Origin of the sequence: Pleomorphomonas sp. NRK KF1 (assembly GCF_023721755.1) — a bacterium.
GTDB lineage: Bacteria > Pseudomonadota > Alphaproteobacteria > Rhizobiales > Pleomorphomonadaceae > Pleomorphomonas.
Map to the genome: position 1 here is coordinate 63,037 of NZ_JAMDLH010000012.1, position 18,749 is coordinate 81,785.

14 protein-coding genes and 1 pseudogene are annotated in these 18,749 nt (G+C 67.6%); 9 read left to right on the top strand and 6 right to left on the bottom strand.

The genetic code is table 11. The annotated features are described in order from the left end of the window. Window positions 1–6 precede the first annotated feature (6 nt). Window positions 7–2,259 carry a flagellar hook-length control protein FliK gene (locus M4J39_RS22155; RefSeq protein WP_251730674.1) on the bottom strand — a complete coding sequence of 751 codons (2,253 nt, stop codon included), beginning with the start codon at window positions 2,257–2,259 and terminating at the stop codon, window positions 7–9. Window positions 2,260–2,562: 303 nt separating this feature from the next. Here M4J39_RS22155 and mnmA point away from each other — a divergent pair. Beyond that, a pseudogene (mnmA, locus tag M4J39_RS22160) lies at window positions 2,563–3,675 on the top strand (tRNA 2-thiouridine(34) synthase MnmA); the annotation flags it as partial. A 73-nt stretch (window positions 3,676–3,748) separates the two neighbouring features. Here the strand turns inward: mnmA and M4J39_RS22165 are convergent. The 3 genes from M4J39_RS22165 to M4J39_RS22175 form a co-directional block, all read right to left on the bottom strand. Further along, window positions 3,749–5,791, bottom strand: coding sequence for a methyl-accepting chemotaxis protein (locus M4J39_RS22165; RefSeq protein ID WP_251730676.1), 2,043 nt, complete (start codon window positions 5,789–5,791; stop codon window positions 3,749–3,751). A gap of 238 nt (window positions 5,792–6,029) precedes the next feature. Beyond that, complete coding sequence (gene mgrA / locus M4J39_RS22170; protein ID WP_251730677.1) at window positions 6,030–7,076, bottom strand: L-glyceraldehyde 3-phosphate reductase; 1,047 nt, start codon at window positions 7,074–7,076, stop codon at window positions 6,030–6,032. A 64-nt stretch (window positions 7,077–7,140) separates the two neighbouring features. Then, window positions 7,141–8,628, bottom strand: coding sequence for a DEAD/DEAH box helicase (locus M4J39_RS22175; protein WP_251730678.1), 1,488 nt, complete (start codon window positions 8,626–8,628; stop codon window positions 7,141–7,143). 242 nt (window positions 8,629–8,870) lie between these two features. Here M4J39_RS22175 and M4J39_RS22180 point away from each other — a divergent pair, with 242 nt between their 5' ends. Both M4J39_RS22180 and M4J39_RS22185 read left to right on the top strand, forming a co-directional pair. Next, on the top strand, window positions 8,871–9,302 hold the full coding sequence (locus M4J39_RS22180) for a hypothetical protein (protein WP_251730679.1): 432 nt from the start codon (window positions 8,871–8,873) through the stop codon (window positions 9,300–9,302). A gap of 1 nt (window position 9,303) precedes the next feature. Next, the gene (locus M4J39_RS22185; RefSeq protein WP_251730680.1) at window positions 9,304–9,873 is read left to right on the top strand and encodes a DNA-binding protein; all 570 of its coding nucleotides are present in this window, start codon (window positions 9,304–9,306) and stop codon (window positions 9,871–9,873) included. Between the two features lie 9 nt (window positions 9,874–9,882). Here M4J39_RS22185 and M4J39_RS22190 read toward each other — a convergent pair whose 3' ends face one another. Next, window positions 9,883–10,341, bottom strand: a complete 459-nt coding sequence (locus M4J39_RS22190) for a MarR family winged helix-turn-helix transcriptional regulator (protein ID WP_251730681.1) — start codon at window positions 10,339–10,341, stop codon at window positions 9,883–9,885. A 180-nt stretch (window positions 10,342–10,521) separates the two neighbouring features. Here M4J39_RS22190 and M4J39_RS22195 point away from each other — a divergent pair, with 180 nt between their 5' ends. From M4J39_RS22195 to folD, 5 genes are all read left to right on the top strand, one after another. Beyond that, window positions 10,522–10,944, top strand: a complete 423-nt coding sequence (locus M4J39_RS22195; protein ID WP_251730682.1) for an organic hydroperoxide resistance protein — start codon at window positions 10,522–10,524, stop codon at window positions 10,942–10,944. A 229-nt stretch (window positions 10,945–11,173) separates the two neighbouring features. Then, window positions 11,174–12,109, top strand: coding sequence for a sugar kinase (locus M4J39_RS22200; RefSeq protein WP_251730683.1), 936 nt, complete (start codon window positions 11,174–11,176; stop codon window positions 12,107–12,109). A 414-nt stretch (window positions 12,110–12,523) separates the two neighbouring features. Next, window positions 12,524–13,984, top strand: a complete 1,461-nt coding sequence (cysG, locus tag M4J39_RS22205) for a siroheme synthase CysG (RefSeq protein ID WP_251730684.1) — start codon at window positions 12,524–12,526, stop codon at window positions 13,982–13,984. Window positions 13,985–14,056: 72 nt separating this feature from the next. Further along, a complete protein-coding gene (locus M4J39_RS22210) occupies window positions 14,057–15,097 on the top strand; it encodes a succinylglutamate desuccinylase/aspartoacylase family protein (protein WP_251730685.1) in 1,041 nt (346 codons plus the stop codon). Between the two features lie 305 nt (window positions 15,098–15,402). Next, a complete protein-coding gene (folD, locus tag M4J39_RS22215; RefSeq protein WP_251730686.1) occupies window positions 15,403–16,269 on the top strand; it encodes a bifunctional methylenetetrahydrofolate dehydrogenase/methenyltetrahydrofolate cyclohydrolase FolD in 867 nt (288 codons plus the stop codon). Here the strand turns inward: folD and M4J39_RS22220 are convergent. After that, window positions 16,266–17,471, bottom strand: a complete 1,206-nt coding sequence (locus M4J39_RS22220) for a TIGR03862 family flavoprotein (protein WP_251730687.1) — start codon at window positions 17,469–17,471, stop codon at window positions 16,266–16,268. The two genes, folD and M4J39_RS22220, sit on opposite strands and share 4 nt — an antisense overlap. A gap of 265 nt (window positions 17,472–17,736) precedes the next feature. Between M4J39_RS22220 and M4J39_RS22225 the strand changes: the two genes are divergently transcribed. Further along, complete coding sequence (locus M4J39_RS22225; protein ID WP_251730688.1) at window positions 17,737–18,576, top strand: hypothetical protein; 840 nt, start codon at window positions 17,737–17,739, stop codon at window positions 18,574–18,576. Window positions 18,577–18,749 lie beyond the last annotated feature (173 nt).

The following is an 18,749-nucleotide window of genomic DNA, read 5'->3' on the forward strand; positions in this document are numbered from 1 at the left end:
CGATACTCAGACGCGGATATCAATGCGGCCGTCGCCGTGCGGGCGATAGGCGCCGGGAACGATCGTCGCCCTGGCGTCTTCCTCGGTCCGGTTCCGGGCCAGGTTCTCAGCCTGGGCCTGACGGGCCTGCTGTTGTTGTTGCTGCTGCTGCTGTTGTTGTTCCTGGCGCGCGAAGGCGGCGCGGTCCTGCTGGTTGCCGTCCTGGCGCATCGACAGCGACACCGAACCGTCCTTCACCTCGAAGCCGGCGTCTCGCAGCGTCTGCTCGATGTGGCGCGTGTCGCGATGCAGCGCCTCGAAGGTGTCGCGGCGCTCGACGACGAGATGGGCTTTGGCGCTGCCGTCGGCGGAGAAATCCACTTTCACGTCGACCTTGCCGAGTTCGGCCGGGTCGAGACGGACGGAGAAGCTGGTTTCGCCGGCCTTGACGTGGCGGACGATGGTCGCCCCGACGTCGTGGAGCTTGACGGCGGCTTCGGTGGTCGCCGCGGCGGCGGTTTGGGCCGTGGCGGCGGTGGAGCTCGTCTGGCCGGTGGGCAGCGTAGCGGTCTGGGTGGTGTCGGACTGGCTGGCGCTGGCGCCAACGTCGCGCATGCGGTCGGCAAAGGCGCGGGCCGCGTTGGAGACGCCGCTCACCGTCTTGGTCTTGGCCAGCCCGTTGTCGGCGGCCTGATTGGGCGCTGCGCCCTTGTCGCTGGCCGTGGTGCGCTCGCCGGAGGATTCCTCCGTTTTGGTCGGCTTCTCCGGCGCGGTCTTGTCAGCGGCGGGCTTGACCCCGGCGGCCGCGGCGATGCCGGTCGTGGCCGCGACCTCGTCGATGGCGACATCGGCGGTCGAGGCGGCGGTGCCGGTGGCTGCCGGAGCATTATTGGGCGATACCGGCGGCGTCGGAGCGCGCGTCGTCGTGGCCGGCTGGACGCCGTCATCGGCGGGCGCGGCGTCGACATCGACGGTGCTCGCCTGGGGCGCCGCGGGCTTGTCGACGGTTGCGGTCGGCTTGGCGGTGGGAGCGGCTTCCGTTTGGGGCGCGGCATCGACGACCGACAGCTTGGGCGCGTCGGCGGCATCGTTGCTGGCCGGCTGCGGAGCGGCAGCAGCCTTCGGCACCTCGACGACCGGGGCGTCGGTCTTGTTCGCGGCCTGTTGCGGGGCGTTGTCGACGGCGGGCGACGACTTGGTGGTCTCGACGGTGGTGGCCGGCTTCTGCGTCGAGGTCATGTCGACGGTCGGCTTGAGGGTGTCGGCAGCCGGCTGCGCCGCGTTGGCATCGGCGGCCTGGGGCACGACCGGCGTCGGCTGTTCCGGCGCCTTGGCAGTGGTCGCGACGACGGGCGCGGCGGCGACGGTCACGGTCGCGTCGTCAGCCGCGGAGGAGATGGCCGGATCGGTCGGGATCGGTGCGGCAGGCGCGGTGGCAGACGAGACCGTCGCGGTCTGTGGCGCCGTGGCGGCGGCCGCCGCCTTGTCCATCGCGGCGGCCAGGGCCTTGGCGGCTTCGTTCATCGGCTTGGCGGGTGCGTCGGTTTCGACGGACGGGGCGGCGGTCGGCGCGGCCGTCTTCGCTTCCGTCTTGTCGCCGTCTGTCTCGGAGGTCTGCTTCGGCAGCGCCGCCGTTTCCGTCTCGCTGGTCGCTTCCTTGACGGCGTCGGCGAGGGCTTGCAGGAACTCTTCGCCGGCAGGGGAGGCGGCGGGCGCTTCGCCGGCCGGTTGGCTGGCGGCGGTCGGCGCGATGGCGGCGGTCTCGCCTTCTCCTGTGGTCTGCGCATCGGGCTGGGCCGACCAGAAGGTTGCCACTTCGAGAGGCGCGGCGATCGGCTGGGCCGGCGCGGCATCGGCGGTCGTGTTGGTGGCGCCGTCCTGGGTCTGGGCGGCATCGACATCCGTGCCGGCGGTATCGGCGGCGGCCTTGCGGATGGGCGCGGCGGTTTCGCTGCGGTTGGCGCGTCGCGCCGGCTTGGCGTCGGCTCGCTCGGAAGAGCTATCCGCCCGGTCGGCGCGATCGGTACGATCGGCCCGGCGGCCGGGGCTGGCGTCGGCACGCCGGGAGCGCTCGGTCCGGTCCGTGCGATCGACCCGTTCGGGCCGCTGCTGCGCGCTGGCATCGCGGGTCGGCGGGGTGGAGGGCTCGCGGTCGGTCGCCTCGGCCACCATGTCGCGGAAGTCGTTGTCGACGCCCCGGGTGGCGGCTGTGCCGGCAGTGGTCGCCGCCACGGGCGGGGCGGGCTGGGGAAGCGGCTGGACGGGAGCGACAGTGGCCATGAACGGATCCGTTACACGCGGGACAACTCGGTCTTCCTTCCCGTGTGCAAACCAAGGGCCAAGTGTCGCGCGTTGAGGCTGTAGTGCAACCTGTTGAAATATTGTGATTTTCTACTACACCGCAGCGCCGGGTGGCTGGAGGGTGGGCCCGCCGGGCCGGCAAGCCTTGCCGCTACTCGGCAGAATTGACCCAGCCATGCCGGCGCGCCTCTGGAGCTTCGCGACCAAAGCAGCTATTAGGAACGAGTTGTGAGCGGAGCGGGTCGGCAGTGCCGAGCCCAGCCATTCCGCCGGAAAGACGCCATGCTGAACTCGCTCGATCTCGAAGGCCGCCCTGAGGACACCCGTGTCGTCGTCGCCATGTCCGGCGGCGTCGATTCATCCGTCGTGGCCGGACTTTTGAAACGCGAGGGCTACGACGTCGTCGGCGTGACGCTGCAACTCTACGATCACGGCGAAGCCGTCCATCGCAAGGGCGCCTGCTGTGCCGGCCAGGACATCCACGACGCCCGCGACGTGGCGGCGCGCCTCGGCATTCCGCACTATGTGCTCGACTACGAGAGCCGGTTCCGCGAGGCGGTGATCGACCGCTTCGCCGAGAGCTACATCGCTGGTGAGACGCCGGTGCCCTGCGTCGCCTGCAACCAGACGGTCAAGTTCTCCGACCTCCTGGACACGGCACGCAACCTCGGGGCACAGGCGCTGGCCACCGGCCACTACGTGCGCTCGCGCCTGGTGGACGGGCATCGCGCCATGTATCGCCCGGTCGATCTCGACCGCGACCAGAGCTACTTCCTGTTCGCCACCACGCAGGACCAGCTCGACTTCCTGCGCTTTCCGCTCGGCGGCCTCACCAAGCCGGAAACGCGGGCGGTGGCCCGCGACCTCGGCCTGGAGATCGCCGACAAGCACGACAGTCAGGACATCTGCTTCGTACCGCAGGGCAAGTATGCCGACGTCATCGAGAAGCTGAAGCCGGAAGCGGCGGCGGCCGGCGACATCGTGCACGTCGACGGCCGGGTGCTCGGCCGGCATGCCGGCATCATCCACTTCACCGTCGGCCAGCGAAAGGGTCTCGGCGTCGCCACCGGCGAGCCGCTGTTCGTCGTTCGCCTCGATGCGGCGCGCCGGCAGGTGGTGGTAGGCCCCCGCGAGGCGCTGATCACCCATCGGCTGACCCTGCGCGATCTCAACTGGATCGGTGGCACGTCGCTCGACGCCGAGGCCGACAGCGGCCGCACCGTGTTCGCCAAGGTGCGCTCGTCGCGGCCGCCGCAGGCGGCGATGCTCGTCCGCCAGGACGGCAGGGTCGGCGTGGAACTCCTCGACGGCGAGCAGGGCATCGCGCCCGGCCAGGCCTGCGTGCTCTACGATGCTCCCGGCGACGAGGCGCGCGTGCTGGGCGGCGGCTTCATCGAGGCCACCGCGTCGCTGCACAGGTCGCTCGCGGCGGAGTAGGAGGAGGGGGCTTTGTAGCCCCGCCCTCTTGTCAGGCGGTCTTGCGAACGCTGTCGATGAAGCCGGCCACCGTCGCCCTGAGATCCTGGGTGTGATCGGACAGGCTGACGGCCACCTGCTGCACCTTGCGGGCGGTTCCGCCGGTCGCCGTCGCCGAACTGGCGACCGCCGAGACGTTCTGCGACACTTCCCGCGTGCCGGCTGACGCTTCGTGGATATTGGTGGCGATCTCGCGCGTGGCGCTGCCCTGCTGCTCGACCGAGGTCTGGATGCTGCGCGAGATGCGGTTCATTTCCTGAATGGTGGTGGAAATCGCCTGGATCGCGTCCACCGTCGAGGCGGTCACCGACTGGACCGACTGGATCTGGACGGCGATCTCGCCGGTGGCCCTGGCCGTCTGGTCGGCGAGCTGCTTGACCTCGGCGGCGACCACCGCGAAGCCCTTGCCCGCCTCGCCGGCGCGCGCCGCCTCGATGGTGGCGTTGAGCGCCAGGAGATTGGTCTGTTCGGCGATGGCGTTGATGAGCTGGACCACTTCGCTGATGCGCTGGGCGGCGCCCGCGAGGGCATCGACGCGGCTGTTGGCGTCGGTCGCCTGGCCGACCGCCTGCGAGGCGATCTCGGCCGACTGCATGATCTGGCGGCCGATTTCGTCGACGGAGGTGTTCAGCTCCTCGGCGGCCGAGGCGACGGCGCCGACGTTGGCGGAGGCCTGCTCGGAGGCGGACGCCACCGCCGCGCTCTTCATGCTGGTGTCGTCGGCCCCCTGGGTCAGAGTGTCCGAGGCCTTGTTCAACTCCTCGACCAGGCTGAGGACGCGATCGGTCAGGCTGGTGACGTCGTGATCGAAGCGCTGGGAGGCGCTGCGAATGGTTTCGGCCCGCTCGATCTGCTCGCGTTGCTGGATCTCCTGCTGCTCGGCCAGCGTCTCGGCCTGCTGCGCCTTGTCCCGGAAGACTTCCAGGGCCTTGTTGATGGCGCCGATCTCGTCGTGGCGGTTGGTGTCGGGGATGGCGACGTCATAGCGGCGCTCGATGAGGGCGTTGACGCTGGCCAGCGTCTGGACCAGCGGGCGCCTCACCACGACGCGCGTCGAGAACAGGATCGCCGCCAGCGCCGCGGCCAGCACCAGCAGGCCGCTGAGCATGGTTTCGAACACGCTGGCGTAGACCGGGTCGACGAACACGGCGCGCGGCACTTCGATGACGGCGGCCCAGGTCGTGTTCATGCCCGGCGCGGAGAAGGGATAGACGATGCGGGTCGAGCCGTCATCGAAGCCGGAGACGGTGCGCATCTTGCCGTCGGCGAGCGCGGCCTTGACGTCGGCCTCGCCCACGCCGGCGTAAGGCTTCATCAGCGCCTCGGCATCCGGCGGCACCAGCCAGTTGCCGGCGTTGGAGATGAGCATCACCCGGCCGCCCTCGAAGGGACGCATCTCACTGAGGCTCGCTGCGAGCTTGTCGAGCTTGATGTCGACGCCGGCCAGGCCGACGATCTTGCCGTCGAGGCGCATAGGAACGGTGATCGAGGTGATCAGATCCTTCTGCTCGGACTGATAGGGCTCGGAGATCAGGCTCTTGCCGACGGCGAGCGGGGCGGCGTACCAGCCGGCCTTCGGGTCGACCGTGAAGGTCGAGAAGGACAACTCGCCCGAGGTCGACTTGGTCCAGTAAGGCGTGAAGAGGCCGGCGTCGTTGGCGCCGTCGGTTCCCTTGAAGAGTTCTCCCGCCGGGCGGTCGGCGAGGTCGCACATCCAGGCGCCGAAGATGTCGGGGAAGGCCGAGGGCACCGCCTTGATCATCTCGATGACGTCGGCGCGTTGCGTGCCGCGCTTGACGGCGAGGCCTGACAGCGAGGCCGTCAGGGTGGTGCCAGCCGAAACGGCCTCGGTGATCTGGTTTTCCGCGCTGCGGGCGATGCTGGCCGCCTTCTCCGTGGCCAGCGCCATGATGTCTGCCTCGGCCATCTTGGCCGAGTTCCAGGCCGTCACCGCGACGGATAGCACGATGCTAAGGCCGACTGTGGCTCCCGTGGTCAGGAGGAGGCGGGTGGAAAGACTGCCCTCGGTGCGCATCACGGATCTCCAATTGGAAGTGCGCGATTGTAGGGCTTGCCAAGTTGAGTAATTGTAAACAACGTAAACTATGAATATTGGATGACGCTCGTGCTGGTAGTAAGCGAGTTGTTCCTGAAACCTATATTTTAGGTGAATCTACTCTTCCAAATTTTAGGTCGGCGGCCGAACTATCAATGGAGCAATGCCGACCGCGAAAACCGGAGAGGGGCTTTCGCGGTCGCGAGGGGCGGTCGGATCAGCGCGACGGGCCCTGCCGCTCGGCCGAGGCGGCCCAGATGTTGACGTTGAGATCAGGCGCCTGGGTATCGATTTGCTTGAGCTCGGCGTCGGAAAAGGCGAGGTTCTTCAATGCGCCGACGCAGTCGATCACCTGTTCCGGCCGGCTGGCGCCGATCAGCGCCGAGGTGACGCGGCCGCCGCGCAGCACCCAGGCGATCGCCATCTGGGCCAGCGTCTGGCCGCGTGCCGCCGCGACGTCGTTGAGGGCGCGGATGCGGGCGAGATTGTCTTCGGACAGGAAGGTCGGTTTCAGCGGACCCTTGCGGGCGCCGCGGCTGCCCTCGGGAACCTCGCCCTTCAGATACTTGTCGGTCAGCATGCCCTGGGCGAGCGGCGAGAAGGCGATGGAACCGACGCCGAGTTCGTCCAACGTATCGAGCAGGCCGTCCTCCTCGACCCAGCGATTGATCATCGAATAGCTGGGTTGGTGGATGAGGCAGGGCGTGCCGAGCGATTTCAGGATCGCCAGCGCTTCGCGCGTCCGCTTGGAATTGTAGGAGGAGATACCGACGTAGAGCGCCCGCCCGGAGCGGACGATATGGTCGAGCGCGCCCATGGTCTCCTCGAGCGGCGTCTCGGGATCGAAGCGGTGGGAATAGAAGATGTCGACGTAGTCGAGGCCCATCCGCTTCAGGCTCTGGTCGAGCGAGGCGATCAGGTACTTGCGGCTGCCCCATTCGCCATAGGGGCCGGGCCACATGCCATAGCCGGCCTTGGTGGAGACGATCATCTCGTCGCGGTAGGGGCGGAAGTCGCTGGCTAGAATCTTGCCGAAGGCTTCCTCGGCGGTGCCGGGCGGCGGACCGTAGTTGTTGGCGAGGTCGAAGTGGGTGATGCCGAGATCGAAGGCGGTGCGGCAAATGGCGCGGCCGCGTTCGAGAGGCGCGTTCTCGCCGAAGTTCTGCCAGAGGCCGAGCGATATGGCCGGCAGCTTCAGCCCCGACCGCCCAACGCGGCGGTAAATCATGTCGTCGTAACGGGTTGCCGCTGCTTCATAGGCCATTGTGTCGCTCCCTCGCTCGTCTCCGGCGGTTATAGAACCAGAGAAGAGCGAGGGGCAACAAAGCTTAGCGGCCGTCGCGCTGGCCGCGCCCTTCGGGGCGGCGCTTCATGCCTTCACGGCCGCCGGCCAGGAAGCCGACGCGGCCGAGGGTCTCCTCGGCGGCTCCGGTGTCGCGGTGGCTGGGACGCTGCGATGCCTTGGACTGGCCCGGCTTGCCATGGGCGGCATGCGAGGGCTTGGCGGCGCCGGGCTGGCGAGCCTTGGCGGCGGGCATGGCGTCGCGCCGCTGCTGCTCGGCCGAAACTGCCGGCGGGGCAGGGCGACGATTGTTGCGCGGGTTGCCGGACCGATTGCCCGGCTGCGGGCGCTTGCCGGACGGACGCTCGCCGCGCTCCGCCGTGTCGGCCCGCTCGGCGACCGAGATGGTGCCGCGACGATCCTCGGCCGGGATCTTCTGGCGGGTGACCTTCTCGATGTCCTTGAGGTAGGGACGCTCGTCGTCGGCGCAGAAGGAGATGGCGACGCCGGAAGCGCCGGCGCGCGCCGTGCGGCCAATGCGGTGGACGTAGCTTTCCGGGATGTTCGGCAGATCGAAGTTGATGACGTGGCTGACGCCGGTGACGTCGATGCCGCGGGCGGCGATGTCGGTGGCGACGAGGATCTGCGTCGTGCCGGCCTTGAAGGCGGCGAGCGCCTTCTCGCGCTGGGCCTGGCTCTTGTTGCCGTGGATGGCGGCGGCGTCGACGCCATCCTGACCGAGCTGGCGGACGACGCGGTCGGCGCCGTGCTTGGTGCGGGTGAAGATCAGGGCGCGCTCGGGCTTCTCGGCGACGATCACGTCAAGCAGCAGCCGGCGCTTGGCGGCGGTCTCGACGTGGATCACCCGCTGCTCGACGCGCTCGACGGTGGTGGCGGCCGGCGCCACCGACACGGTTATCGGGTTGAACAGCAGTTCGCCGGCCAGCTGGCCGATTTCCTTCGGCATGGTGGCCGAGAAGAACAGGCTCTGCCGCGCCTTGGGCAGGTGCTTGACGATGCGGCGCACAGGCTGGACGAAGCCCATGTCGAGCATCTGGTCGGCTTCGTCGAGCACGAAGATCTCGGTCGTCTCAAGCGAGACCATGCCGGCGGCCATGTGGTCCATCAGGCGGCCGGGGGTGGCGACGAGGATGTCGACGCCGCGCTTCAGCCGGTCTTCCTGCGGACGATGGCCGACGCCGCCAAACACCACGGCGATCGACATGTGGTTCATGTAGCGCGAATAGAGCTTGAAGCTCTCGGCGATCTGGGTGGCGAGCTCCCGGGTCGGCGACAGGATGAGGGCGCGGACGCGGCGCGGGGCGGCCGGCTTGCCCGGCGCCAGGCGCTGCAGGATGGGGAGAGCGAAAGCGGCGGTCTTGCCGGTGCCGGTCTGGGCGATGCCGAGGAGGTCGCGACCTTTCAGAAGGTCGGGGATCGCCTGGGTCTGAATGGGGGTGGGGGTCTCGTAGCCCGCGTCGACAAGGGCGCGGTTCAGCGTGTCGGCGAGGCCGAAATCGGAAAAGGATGTCAAAGGGAAAACTGCTTTCAAACCATGCGTCACCGCCGGCGGGAGGAGCCGGTGGCGTTCGCGGGGAGCAACCGGCCCCGCGTGATCGGGCCAATTATCGGGAGGAGGAACGGCCAAGGATCGAAACCGATCCGCTCACGCGGCCGTAATAAGGGGCAGCTTGCCGCCCGTTGGGTCTTCACATGAGGCCTGGGGGCCAAGAAGTCAAGGTGAGTGAGGACATGCGAGCCATGCGGGGGAGGGGGATGGCTCGGCTTTTGCTCCCAGCGGGCTGGCTTTGCGTGCTTGCAGGCGATGCATTCTCGCACTATGTTAGACAAAATAGAAAATTGTTAAACATTGAGGCGGCGATGAAGACGCGTATCGAGAAGCAGGCTGGCAACCGGCATTCGTCCAAACGCCGTATGGGGGCCGCCGTCGATCCCGATGTCTCGCTCCGCGTTCACTCGGTCCTGAAGGCGGCGGATCAGGCTGGGATGCTGGGGGAAAAGAGCCATCGCATCGGCGGACGGATCAGCCCGGCGCTGGTCGAACAGGCCAAGAAGCAGACGGGGATCGAAGCGGACTCCGAGTTGATCGAGTTCGCGCTGGCGTCCATCGCGCTCGACGATCATTTCGGCCGCGTTCTGCGTGAGCTCGAAGGCACCGTCTCGCCGGATGTGAAACTGGGCTACTGACGTGGCCGACTTCGATTTCGATGCCGCCGTGCGCTGGGCGCGCTTCGACCCCGAACGGGCGCTGGCGCGACGAAGCGATGCGAACCTGCCTTTTCTTGCCGAAGAGCCGGAGGCTGGGTCGGAAGTTCTTCTCGACACCTGCGTCTATATCGACAGCCTGCAGGGCAGGGCGCCCGAAGCGCTGCTCACCCTTCTGGATATCAGAAAGACCAACCACTCCACGGTGGCGATCCAGGAGCTGATGCACACCATCGGAGTTCTCGACCCCGGTCACTCGCAAACAAAGGCGGTCATACGGCAGATCGGCATCGTCCTTCGGGCCATGCGACCCCACAGGATCTTCACGCCCGATGCGGACCTCCTGGGGCGGGCGGCGCTTCTCTCTGGAATGCTCTGTCGCCTTCAGGGATACGACAAGGATGCTCGCTTGCGCGCCCTTCAGGACTGCACCCTGTTCCTGCAGTCGATCAAGCTGGGCCTTACCGTGGTGACGGGCAACATCAAGGATTTCGACTACCTGCTCCAGCTCATTCCGTCCGGGCGGGTGCTGTTTTACCGGAAGCGGGGCTGAGCGGGGGCATCACCCCTCCGCCTCGCCGACGGCGCAGCCCGTCTCGCCGAGGCGGTCGCGCATGGCCAGGAGGCGCTCGCGCAGGTCGGCGATCTCGGCCAGTTCGGCGCCCATGGCGCAGCCGAGCTCGATCGGTATTCCCGCAGCTTTGTCCGACAGGGCACGTCCATCGTCGGTGAGGTGGACGATCACCTGTCGCTCGTCCGCCTTGCCGCGCCGGCGAGACACGTAGCCGATCGTCTCCAGACGCTTGAGGAGCGGCGTCAGCGTGCCGGAATCGAGCTTCAGGCGTTCGCCGATCTCCTTCACCGTCTGGCCGTCAGCCTCCCACAAGACCAGCATGACAAGATATTGCGGGTAGGTAAGGCCGAGCGGCTCCAGGAGCGGCCGATAGGCCCGGTTGAGGGCGTGCGTGAAGGAGTAGGCGGCAAAGCAGAGCTGGTCGGAGAGCTTGGGGGCGTTGGTCATGTCGATCCGGATGGAACCTTTTGCCTCGCTCGGCGTTTTCGGGCTGTCACGGGGCTCAATATAAGGCGGAGATCGCATTTCCCCAGCGGAAAACGCCTGTGATCACGAGAATGTGAATTGCTCGAAATTTAATTGCGCGCAATTAATATGGGCATCGGAACACAAACAGGCGAGGAAGCCATGAACGTTCTCTACACCGCCCATGCCCACACGACCGGCGGCCGCACCGGCCACTCGGAGACCGATGACGGTCGCCTGAAGATCGACCTGTCGACCCCGAAGGAGCTGGGTGGCGACAGCGGTCAGGGCACCAACCCCGAGCAACTGTTCGCGGCCGGCTATTCGGCCTGCTTCATGGGCGCGCTGAAGTTCGTTGCTTCCAAGGAGAAGGTCTCCATTCCCGCCGACGCATCGATCGACGCCCATATCGGTATCGGTCCGCGCGAGGACGGCGGCGGCTTTGGCATTACCGCCAAGCTCGAGATCAAGGTGCCCGGCCTTGAGCGCTCGGTGGTCGAGGATCTGGTCAACAAGGCCGACGTCGTCTGCCCCTACAGCCACGCGACGCGCGGCAACATCGAGAAAACGCTGGTCGTGCTCTGAGGCGGGTTGCCCCTCCCCCGTCCCGCCATAGCCGACCATCGACGCGCCGGGTCCCCCCAACCCGGCGCGTCGCCGTATCAAATCCGTTCCGCATGATCCGGCTTCTCCAGCTCAGGCAGGTTTCAGCCTCCGTCAGGGGATTGTTCAGCACTTCCGATCCGTCAGGTTGCGACCTTGATTGCCGGTGAGGGCCAGCATAGGTTCGGCCGTTCTTTCGGGGGAGAAGACGATGGCGGCACGCTTTGCCAGCATAGGCGAGTGCATGGTCGAACTGGCGCCGCAGGCGGACGGCCTTTATCGGCGCGGTTTCGCCGGCGATACGCTCAACACCGCCTGGTATCTGAGGGCGCTGCTCGGCAGCCGTCAGTCGCTGGTCAAATACGTGACCGGCGTCGGCACCGACGCCCTCTCCGACGAGATGGTCGATTTCATCGCCAGGGCCGGTATCGACACCTCCGCCGCCGAGCGGATCGCCGGCCGCACCGTCGGCCTCTATCTCATCACGCTGAATGGCGCCGAGCGCTCGTTCACCTACTGGCGCAACGAGTCCGCCGCCAAGCTGCTCGCTTCGGTGGGCGCGCGTCTCGACGCTGCGCTCGCCGATGTCGACGTCGCCTATTTCTCCGGCATCACGCTGGCGATCCTGTCGCCGGAGCACCGGCGCACGCTGTTCGCCTCGCTGGCCAAGGTGCGGGCGCGCGGCGGTCAGGTGGTGTTCGACCCCAACCTCCGTCCGCGCCTCTGGGCCGATCGCGCCACCATGGCGGCGGCGGTCATCGAGGGCTATCGCGCCGCCACCATCGCGCTTCCGACCTCGCCCGACGACGCCGAGCTCTATGGCGACGCCGACGCCGTGGGGACGGCCGACCGCATCGCGGCGCTGGGCGTCGAAGAAATCATCGTCAAGGCCGGCGCCGATCCGACGCTGGTCAGGGCCGGCGGTCTTGACGCCTGGGTGGCGGCCGAGCGCGTCGACCATCCGGTGGATACCACTGGCGCCGGCGACAGCTTCAACGCCGGCTATCTCGCCGCCCGCCTGGCCGGTGGCCGCTCGCCGGCCGAAGCGGTGCGGCACGGCCATGCCGTGGCGGCGCGGGTGATCCAGGCGCGCGGGGCGCTGATCGACATGGGATTGGTGGCCGATCTCGCCATAGGTGCTGGCTGACCGATAGGCAGATGCCCTGGAAATAGGCGGTCCGGATGCGGTCTTGCCGCCGCTCGAAGCCCCGATCGGGCCTCGCGCGGCTGGCACGCTTCCTGCTTTTTAACGACCCGAGTGGGCCGAGCACGGCGCACCTTTCAAGGGAACCGGCCCGAAACAGGGTCAAACGCACCATCGTCGCCGGCATCGTCGCCCGCCTGTTAGGGCTGGTGCCGGCGGCGGCCCTCGCAAGGCAACGGCGCCTGCGGTTGGGTTGGTCTGGTGCTCCGGGAAAAAGCTGATTGTCGATCGCTGTATTCGCGCAACGATAATCCGGCTATGGACGGAGTTTGGCACGGCGGTTCTTCTGCCGCGGCTCCGCCAGTGAGATAGTCTCAGGGCAACGAGGCCCTTCCAACCTTCACCAGGAGACCCGAGATGACCGAGCGCGACGCACGCGCCCCGCTCCGCACCTTTCCGGCCCGCATGCAGCCGCTGTCGCGGTTGCCGCTGTTCGTCGACCTGACGGGACGGCGCGTGGTGGTCGCCGGTGCCTCGGAGGCGGTGGCCTGGAAGGCGGAACTGTTCTCGGCGGCCGGCGGCGACGTCCATGTATTCGCCGAGGCGCCGGATGTGGAGCTGGTGGCCGTGGTCGAGCGCGGCACGCCGCCGGGCCGGCTGACGCTCCATCGTCGGGCCTGGGCCGAGGCGGACCTCGCCGGCGCCGCGCTCGCCGTGCTCGACAGTGACGAGTCCCAGGAGATCGCCGCCTTCCAGGCGGCCGGTCATGCGGCGAGGGCGCTGGTCAACGTCATCGACAAGCCCGACGCCTGCGACGTGCTGTTCGGCTCCATCGTCAACCGCTCGCCGGTGGTGATCGGCATCTCCACCGACGGCGCGGCGCCGGTGCTGGGGCAGGCGATCCGCCGCCGCATCGAGACGCTGCTGCCGCCGACGCTGGCCGCCTGGGGCTCGCTGGCCGGCCGCATCCGCGAGGCCGTCACATCCCGTCTCGCGCCGGGTGCCCCACGGCGCACCTTCTGGGAGCGCTTTGCCGAGCGTGCCTTCGGACCGGCGCCGGAAGAAGCCGACGCGGCGCGGTTCGTCGCCGAGGCGGCGGGCGCTGCCGAGGCGGGCGAACAGCCGGGAAAGGTGATCCTGGTCGGCGCCGGGCCGGGCGAACCGGAGCTTCTGACGCTGAAGGCCGTGCGGGCGCTGCAATCGGCCGACGTGGTGCTCTACGACGATCTCGTCTCCGCTGACGTGCTGGAGCTCGCCCGCCGCGAGGCGCGGCGCGTCGTCGTCGGCAAGCGCGGCGGCAAGGCGTCGTGCAAGCAGGAAGACATCAACGACCTGATGGTCGAGCTGGCGCGGGCCGGCGAACGTGTCGTGCGCCTCAAGGCCGGCGATCCCACGGTGTTCGGCCGGGCCGGCGAGGAGATCGACCGCCTCAGGGCCGAGGGCATTCCGGTCGAGGTGGTGCCGGGCATTTCCGCCGGCATCGCGCTGGCCGCCGCGCTCGGCGCCACGCTGACCCACCGCGACGCCGCCCATTCGCTGCGCTTCGTCACCGGCCACGCCAAGAGCGGCGAGCTCGACGAGGGGCTGGACTGGCGCGGCCTCGCCGATCCCGACACGACGCTGATCGTCTACATGGGCGGCCGTACCGCCGGCCGGGTCGCCGAGCGGCTGATCGCCGAGGGACTTTCGGCGGAAACGCCGGTGGCGTTCGGCTTCGGCGTGGGACAGCGCGGGCAGAAGCTCGAGCGTCACCGCCTCGCCGATCTCGTGACGCTCGGTTCGGTGCCCACCGACCAGCCGCTGGTGATCGGCATCGGCAAGGTGTTCGAGACGGGAACGCCGGTCAGTGTCCCGGCGGAAACCGCCGTGGCGCTTTGAGCCGTTGTTTTTCATCGCCTTGTCGCCGTCCGTGGTGTTAGGAAGCATTCGCTCAACTTTCGGACGGACGGCATGGACAAGACGATAGTGACCATCCCCGGCGACATGCCGGGCCTCAGCTATTCCCTGACGGTGCTGCGCTTTGGCGGCACCGACCCCAAGGCACCCAAGGCCTATCTGCAGGCGGCGCTGCACGGCAACGAACTGCCGGGCGTGGCGGCGCTGCACGTCCTCATTCCCAAGCTCAGGGCCGCCGAAGCCGAGGGGCGGCTCAAGGGCTCGGTCACCGTCGTGCCCTTCGCCAATCCGATCGGCCTCAACCAGTTCCAGTGGGACGACCATCAGGGCCGCTTCTTCTACGGCAGCCGCACCAACTTCAACCGCGCCTTCGCGCTGATCGACCGGCCCGATCCGAAGCTGCTCGCCGCGCCGGAGGCCGCCTCCTGCGATCGCCGCCTGAAGGCGGAGTTGCAGACGCTGGCCCTCGATGCCGACCTTGTGCTTGACCTCCATTGCGACAACGAGGGGCCGAACTATCTCTACATGCCGGCCGAACTCTGGCCGCACAGCGCCGATCTCGCCGCCGCGCTTGACTGCGGCGCCGTGCTGACCTTCGAGGGCGGCACCGACGCCTCCTTCGACGAGGCGGCATTCCGGCCCCATCTCGCGACCGGCAACTTCGAGCGCCGCGTCGTGGCGACGGTGGAGCTGAAGGGCATCCATGACGTTGGGCCGGAGACGGCTGAGAAGGACGGCGACGGGCTCTATCGCTTCCTGGTCGGGCGCGGAGTGATCGACGACACGTCGGCGGCGCCGGTGGGGCCGTTCACCGGCAAGGGCGTGCCGCAGTCCTATGTCGAGATGGTGCGCGCGCCGGTCGGCGGCATGGCCTTTTTCCACGTGAAGCCCGGCGATGTCGTCAAGGCCGGCCAGCTCGTCGCCGAGATGATCCCGGTGCCGGGCGAACCGTCGGTGCCGGTGCATGCCGTGGCGCCGGGTCTGGTGCTGACGCGCGTCCTCGCCCGCGCCATACGCATCGGCGACGATCTCGTGAAGATCGTTGGCGACACCCGCTCGGTCACGGCGAAGGATGGCGGGGCGCTGGAGAGCTGAGGGTGGCTGATATTGGCCGCTCGCGTTCTCGTCCTGAGGTCCTGGCCTGCGCCAGGATGACAGAATTATATAATTAAAACAGATATATAGGTCGTCATCCTGCGCGAAGGCGCAGGACCTCGGGCAGAAAGAGGCAGGGGAAAGATATAGGCTGTTCCAAACCGCGATGCCCGTTCGGGCAGATCCCTCGGATCGGATGGGGCTACCTCCATTCCGCCACCTTACTCGATTGATCCCTTCGCGCCGCTTGCAATCGTCGGGTTTATCTGGTTAGGCCCGCTCACCAGCCACGAGGGGACACCGCCATGGTCGCACAGATTATCGATGGCTTTGCCATCGCCGCCGAGCTCCGCCAGGACATCGCCGTCCGCGCCGCCGAGATGAAAGCCAGGCATGGCGTGGTTCCCGGTCTCGCCGTGGTGCTGGTCGGCGACGATCCGGCCAGCGGCGTCTACGTGCGCAACAAGCTGAAGGCGACGGCCGAGTGCGGCCTCAAGAGCTTCGAGCACATCCTGCCGGCCGATACCTCGGAGGCCGACGTGCTCGATCTGGTCACCAAGCTCAACGCCGATCCGGCGGTGCACGGCATCCTGGTGCAGCTGCCGCTGCCCAAGCAGATCGACGCCGACAAGGTGCTCGGCCTGATCGATCCCGACAAGGATGTCGACGGTTTCCACCCCGTCAACGCCGGCCGTCTCTCCATCGGTCTGCCGGGCTTCGTGCCTTGCACCCCGCGCGGCTCGCAGATCCTGATCGACCGCATTCTGCCCAACCTCGCCGGCAAGCATGCCGTGGTGATCGGCCGCTCCAATATCGTCGGCAAGCCGATGGCGCAGCTGCTCCTGCAGAAGAACGCCACGGTGACCATCGCCCATTCCAAGACCGCCGACCTGCCGGCCCTTTGCCGCACCGCCGACGTGCTGGTGGCCGCCGTGGGTCGCCCGCAGATGGTGAAGGGCGACTGGGTGAAGCCGGGTGCCGTGGTGATCGACGTCGGCATCAACCGCATCGAGGTGGACGGCAAGGGCAAGCTGGTCGGCGACGTCGACTTCGCCTCGGCTGCCGAGGTGGCCGGACATATCACGCCGGTGCCGAAGGGCGTCGGGCCCATGACCATCGCCTGCCTGATGCTGAACACGCTGGATTCGGCGGCGCGGCGGATCGCCGGCTAAGACCTTTCGAGCCAGTCAAGAATGCCATTGGCCGCCGCGCGGCCGGTGGCAAAGCAGCCGGTGAGGAGGTAGCCGCCGGTCGGCGCCTCCCAGTCGAGCATTTCGCCGGCCACGAAGATGCCCGGCCGCGCCTTGAGCATGAAGCGGGCGTCGATGTCGGAAAAGCGGATGCCGCCGGCCGAGGAGATGGCCTCCTCGATCGGCCGGATGCGGGCGAGGGGGATGGGCAGGGCCTTGAGGCGCGCCGCCAGCCTCACCGGGTCGTGCCGCTCGTCCTCCGTTGAAAACAGCCGGGCCAGCGCCGCCTTGACGCCATCAAGTCCCGCCCCCTTCCTCAGGCGATTGCTGAACGACGCCTTGGCGCCCTGGCGGGCGAGGTCGCGGGCGAGGCGTTCGGCGCTGCGGCCGGGCGCCAGATCGATGACGATATCCGCCGTGCCGTCGCGGTCGAGCCGGTCGCGCAGGGCGGCGGAGTGGGCATAGACGAGGCTGCCCTCGATACCGTGGCGGGAGACGACTAACTCGCCCGGCGTGGTACCGGCATCGGACGTCGCCGTCACCGACTTGACCGGCGCGCCGGCAAAGCGCTCGACGAAGGGTTCGTCCCAGGCAACGTCGAAGCCGGCGTTGGCCGGTCTGAGGTCGGCGACGTCGATGCCGATGGCCTTGAAAGGCGCCACCCAGGCGGCATCGGAGCCGAGGCGTGGCCATGAGGCTCCGCCGAGTGCGAAGAGCATCGCGTCGGCGCGGATGTTCATGGGACCATCCGGCGTGTCGAATGTGAGGCCGTCCCCCGTGAAGCCGGTCCAGCGATGGCGCGTCTTGACCGTGACACCGAGGTCGGCAAGGCGTTTCAGCCAGGCGCGCAACAGCGGCGAGGCCTTCATCGCCTTGGGAAATACCCGGCCCGACGAGCCGACGAAGCATTCGGCGCCGAGGTCGTTGGCCCAGGCGACCAGGGCGTCCGGGCGGAAGGCGTCGAGCGCGGCGGTGAGGGCTGGATCGGCGGGATGGTAGCGGGTGACGAAGCGCTCCCAGGGTTCGGCGTGGGTGAGGTTGAGGCCGCTCTTGCCGGCCAGGAGCAGCTTGCGCGCAGGGCTTGGCATGCCGTCGTAGACGGTGACGCGACAGCCGGCGTTCGCCAGCACTTCCGCCGCCATCAATCCGGCCGGCCCGCCACCGACGATCGCCACGTCCGCCATGATTTCGTCCACCCGGGAACTTTTCGGTTTGTCAGTTGGTTTGGCGCCTTATGTCAGCCGGATTTCAAAAGTCAAACTCAACGTTGCGTTTGCTTTCAAGCGAGCTGGAGCTCTCTCTCGGACATGTAAATGGCATGGGCGTTGGCGCATGGGTGAACAACTGCAGAATAGACACATTTCGCAATACCGGAGACACACTTTGAAAAATATGACTGTGGGAGTATAATACAAAAGTATCATCGCCAGGTCGCTGGACGGGGGTGCGATGGAATTCTCAGAGGCACGAGGCGTCTATATCGAAGGGGCGAGCGCTCTCTATCGAGACACCGGCCTCCTCAACAAGGCGGTGAACACCTTGCCGCGCCACGCCATTTTCGGCTGCGCGCTGCACATTCATGCCCGCCGCGTCTTCGATCCCGCCGCCCCGGCCGCGACGCTGACCTGCCTGCAGAAGCTGTCGGCGGACTATCGCAACGTCAGCCCCGGGCGTGTGGCGGCGCAGACGCTGCTGTTGCGCAAGCTCGGCTACCTGGAGGCGCGGCCCGGCAGCGACCGCCGCCAGCGTCTGCTCCAGCCGACCGAGAAGATGGTGCGCGAGGACCATCGCTGGCTGATGGCGCAGCTGGCGCCGCTGGACCCACTCGGACTGTTCCACTTGACCGAGGAAGAGCGGGCGGTGCCCGAATTCGTGCTGGCCTTTCGCTACCACTGGGCGCTGGCGCCGGTCGAGGCGGCGGAGTTCCTGGATCGTCATCCGACCATCGCCTTCTTCGTCATGCGCGACGGCGGCTTCTCGATGCTGCTGGAGCTCTTGAGGGAGTGGCAGAGAACGGGGTCCCGTCAGGTCGCCTTCGACGTGATGGAGACCGCTTCGGCCTTTTGCGTCTCGAAAAGCCAGATCTGGAATCTGCTGCACGGGGCGGAGGCGCAAGGGCTGCTGGCAACGGAGGCGCCGGCCTGGCGCCTGGTGAGCCTGTCCGATCAACTGCTTTCCGACTTCGACGCCTGGTTTGCCGACATGACAGTAGAACTCGCGGCTGCCGCCACGCGCGCCCGTCTTTTCTGGGCCGATCATCGTCAAGGCGAGCTTCTGGAGGCAAAATAAAAGCCGGAACAAAATTGTTCCGGCTTTTCTGTAAAATATTTCCTAAACGATAACTGCTCGCTCGGGGCGTCTAGCTTCACGTCATGAAAATCGAACTTCCGTATCGTTCTTTTCTGTTTCGTTCGGCCTAGGGCGTTTCCAGAACGGCTTTTTATTTAAAGGGCCAGAAAACC

Bases quoted from the DNA above. Each gene is read 5' to 3' on its own strand.
- mgrA (WP_251730677.1), bottom strand. From the start codon at position 7,076: ATGGCCTATGAAGCAGCGGCAACCCGTTACGACGACATGATTTACCGC.
- M4J39_RS22165 (WP_251730676.1), bottom strand. From the start codon at position 5,791: ATGCGCACCGAGGGCAGTCTTTCCACCCGCCTCCTCCTGACCACGGGA.
- M4J39_RS22210 (WP_251730685.1), top strand. From the start codon at position 14,057: ATGGACAAGACGATAGTGACCATCCCCGGCGACATGCCGGGCCTCAGC.
- M4J39_RS22195 (WP_251730682.1), top strand. From the start codon at position 10,522: ATGAACGTTCTCTACACCGCCCATGCCCACACGACCGGCGGCCGCACC.
- folD (WP_251730686.1), top strand. From the start codon at position 15,403: ATGGTCGCACAGATTATCGATGGCTTTGCCATCGCCGCCGAGCTCCGC.
- M4J39_RS22220 (WP_251730687.1), bottom strand. From the start codon at position 17,471: ATGGCGGACGTGGCGATCGTCGGTGGCGGGCCGGCCGGATTGATGGCG.
- M4J39_RS22155 (WP_251730674.1), bottom strand. From the start codon at position 2,259: ATGGCCACTGTCGCTCCCGTCCAGCCGCTTCCCCAGCCCGCCCCGCCC.
- M4J39_RS22225 (WP_251730688.1), top strand. From the start codon at position 17,737: ATGGAATTCTCAGAGGCACGAGGCGTCTATATCGAAGGGGCGAGCGCT.
- M4J39_RS22200 (WP_251730683.1), top strand. From the start codon at position 11,174: ATGGCGGCACGCTTTGCCAGCATAGGCGAGTGCATGGTCGAACTGGCG.
- cysG (WP_251730684.1), top strand. From the start codon at position 12,524: ATGACCGAGCGCGACGCACGCGCCCCGCTCCGCACCTTTCCGGCCCGC.
- M4J39_RS22190 (WP_251730681.1), bottom strand. From the start codon at position 10,341: ATGACCAACGCCCCCAAGCTCTCCGACCAGCTCTGCTTTGCCGCCTAC.
- M4J39_RS22180 (WP_251730679.1), top strand. From the start codon at position 8,871: ATGGCTCGGCTTTTGCTCCCAGCGGGCTGGCTTTGCGTGCTTGCAGGC.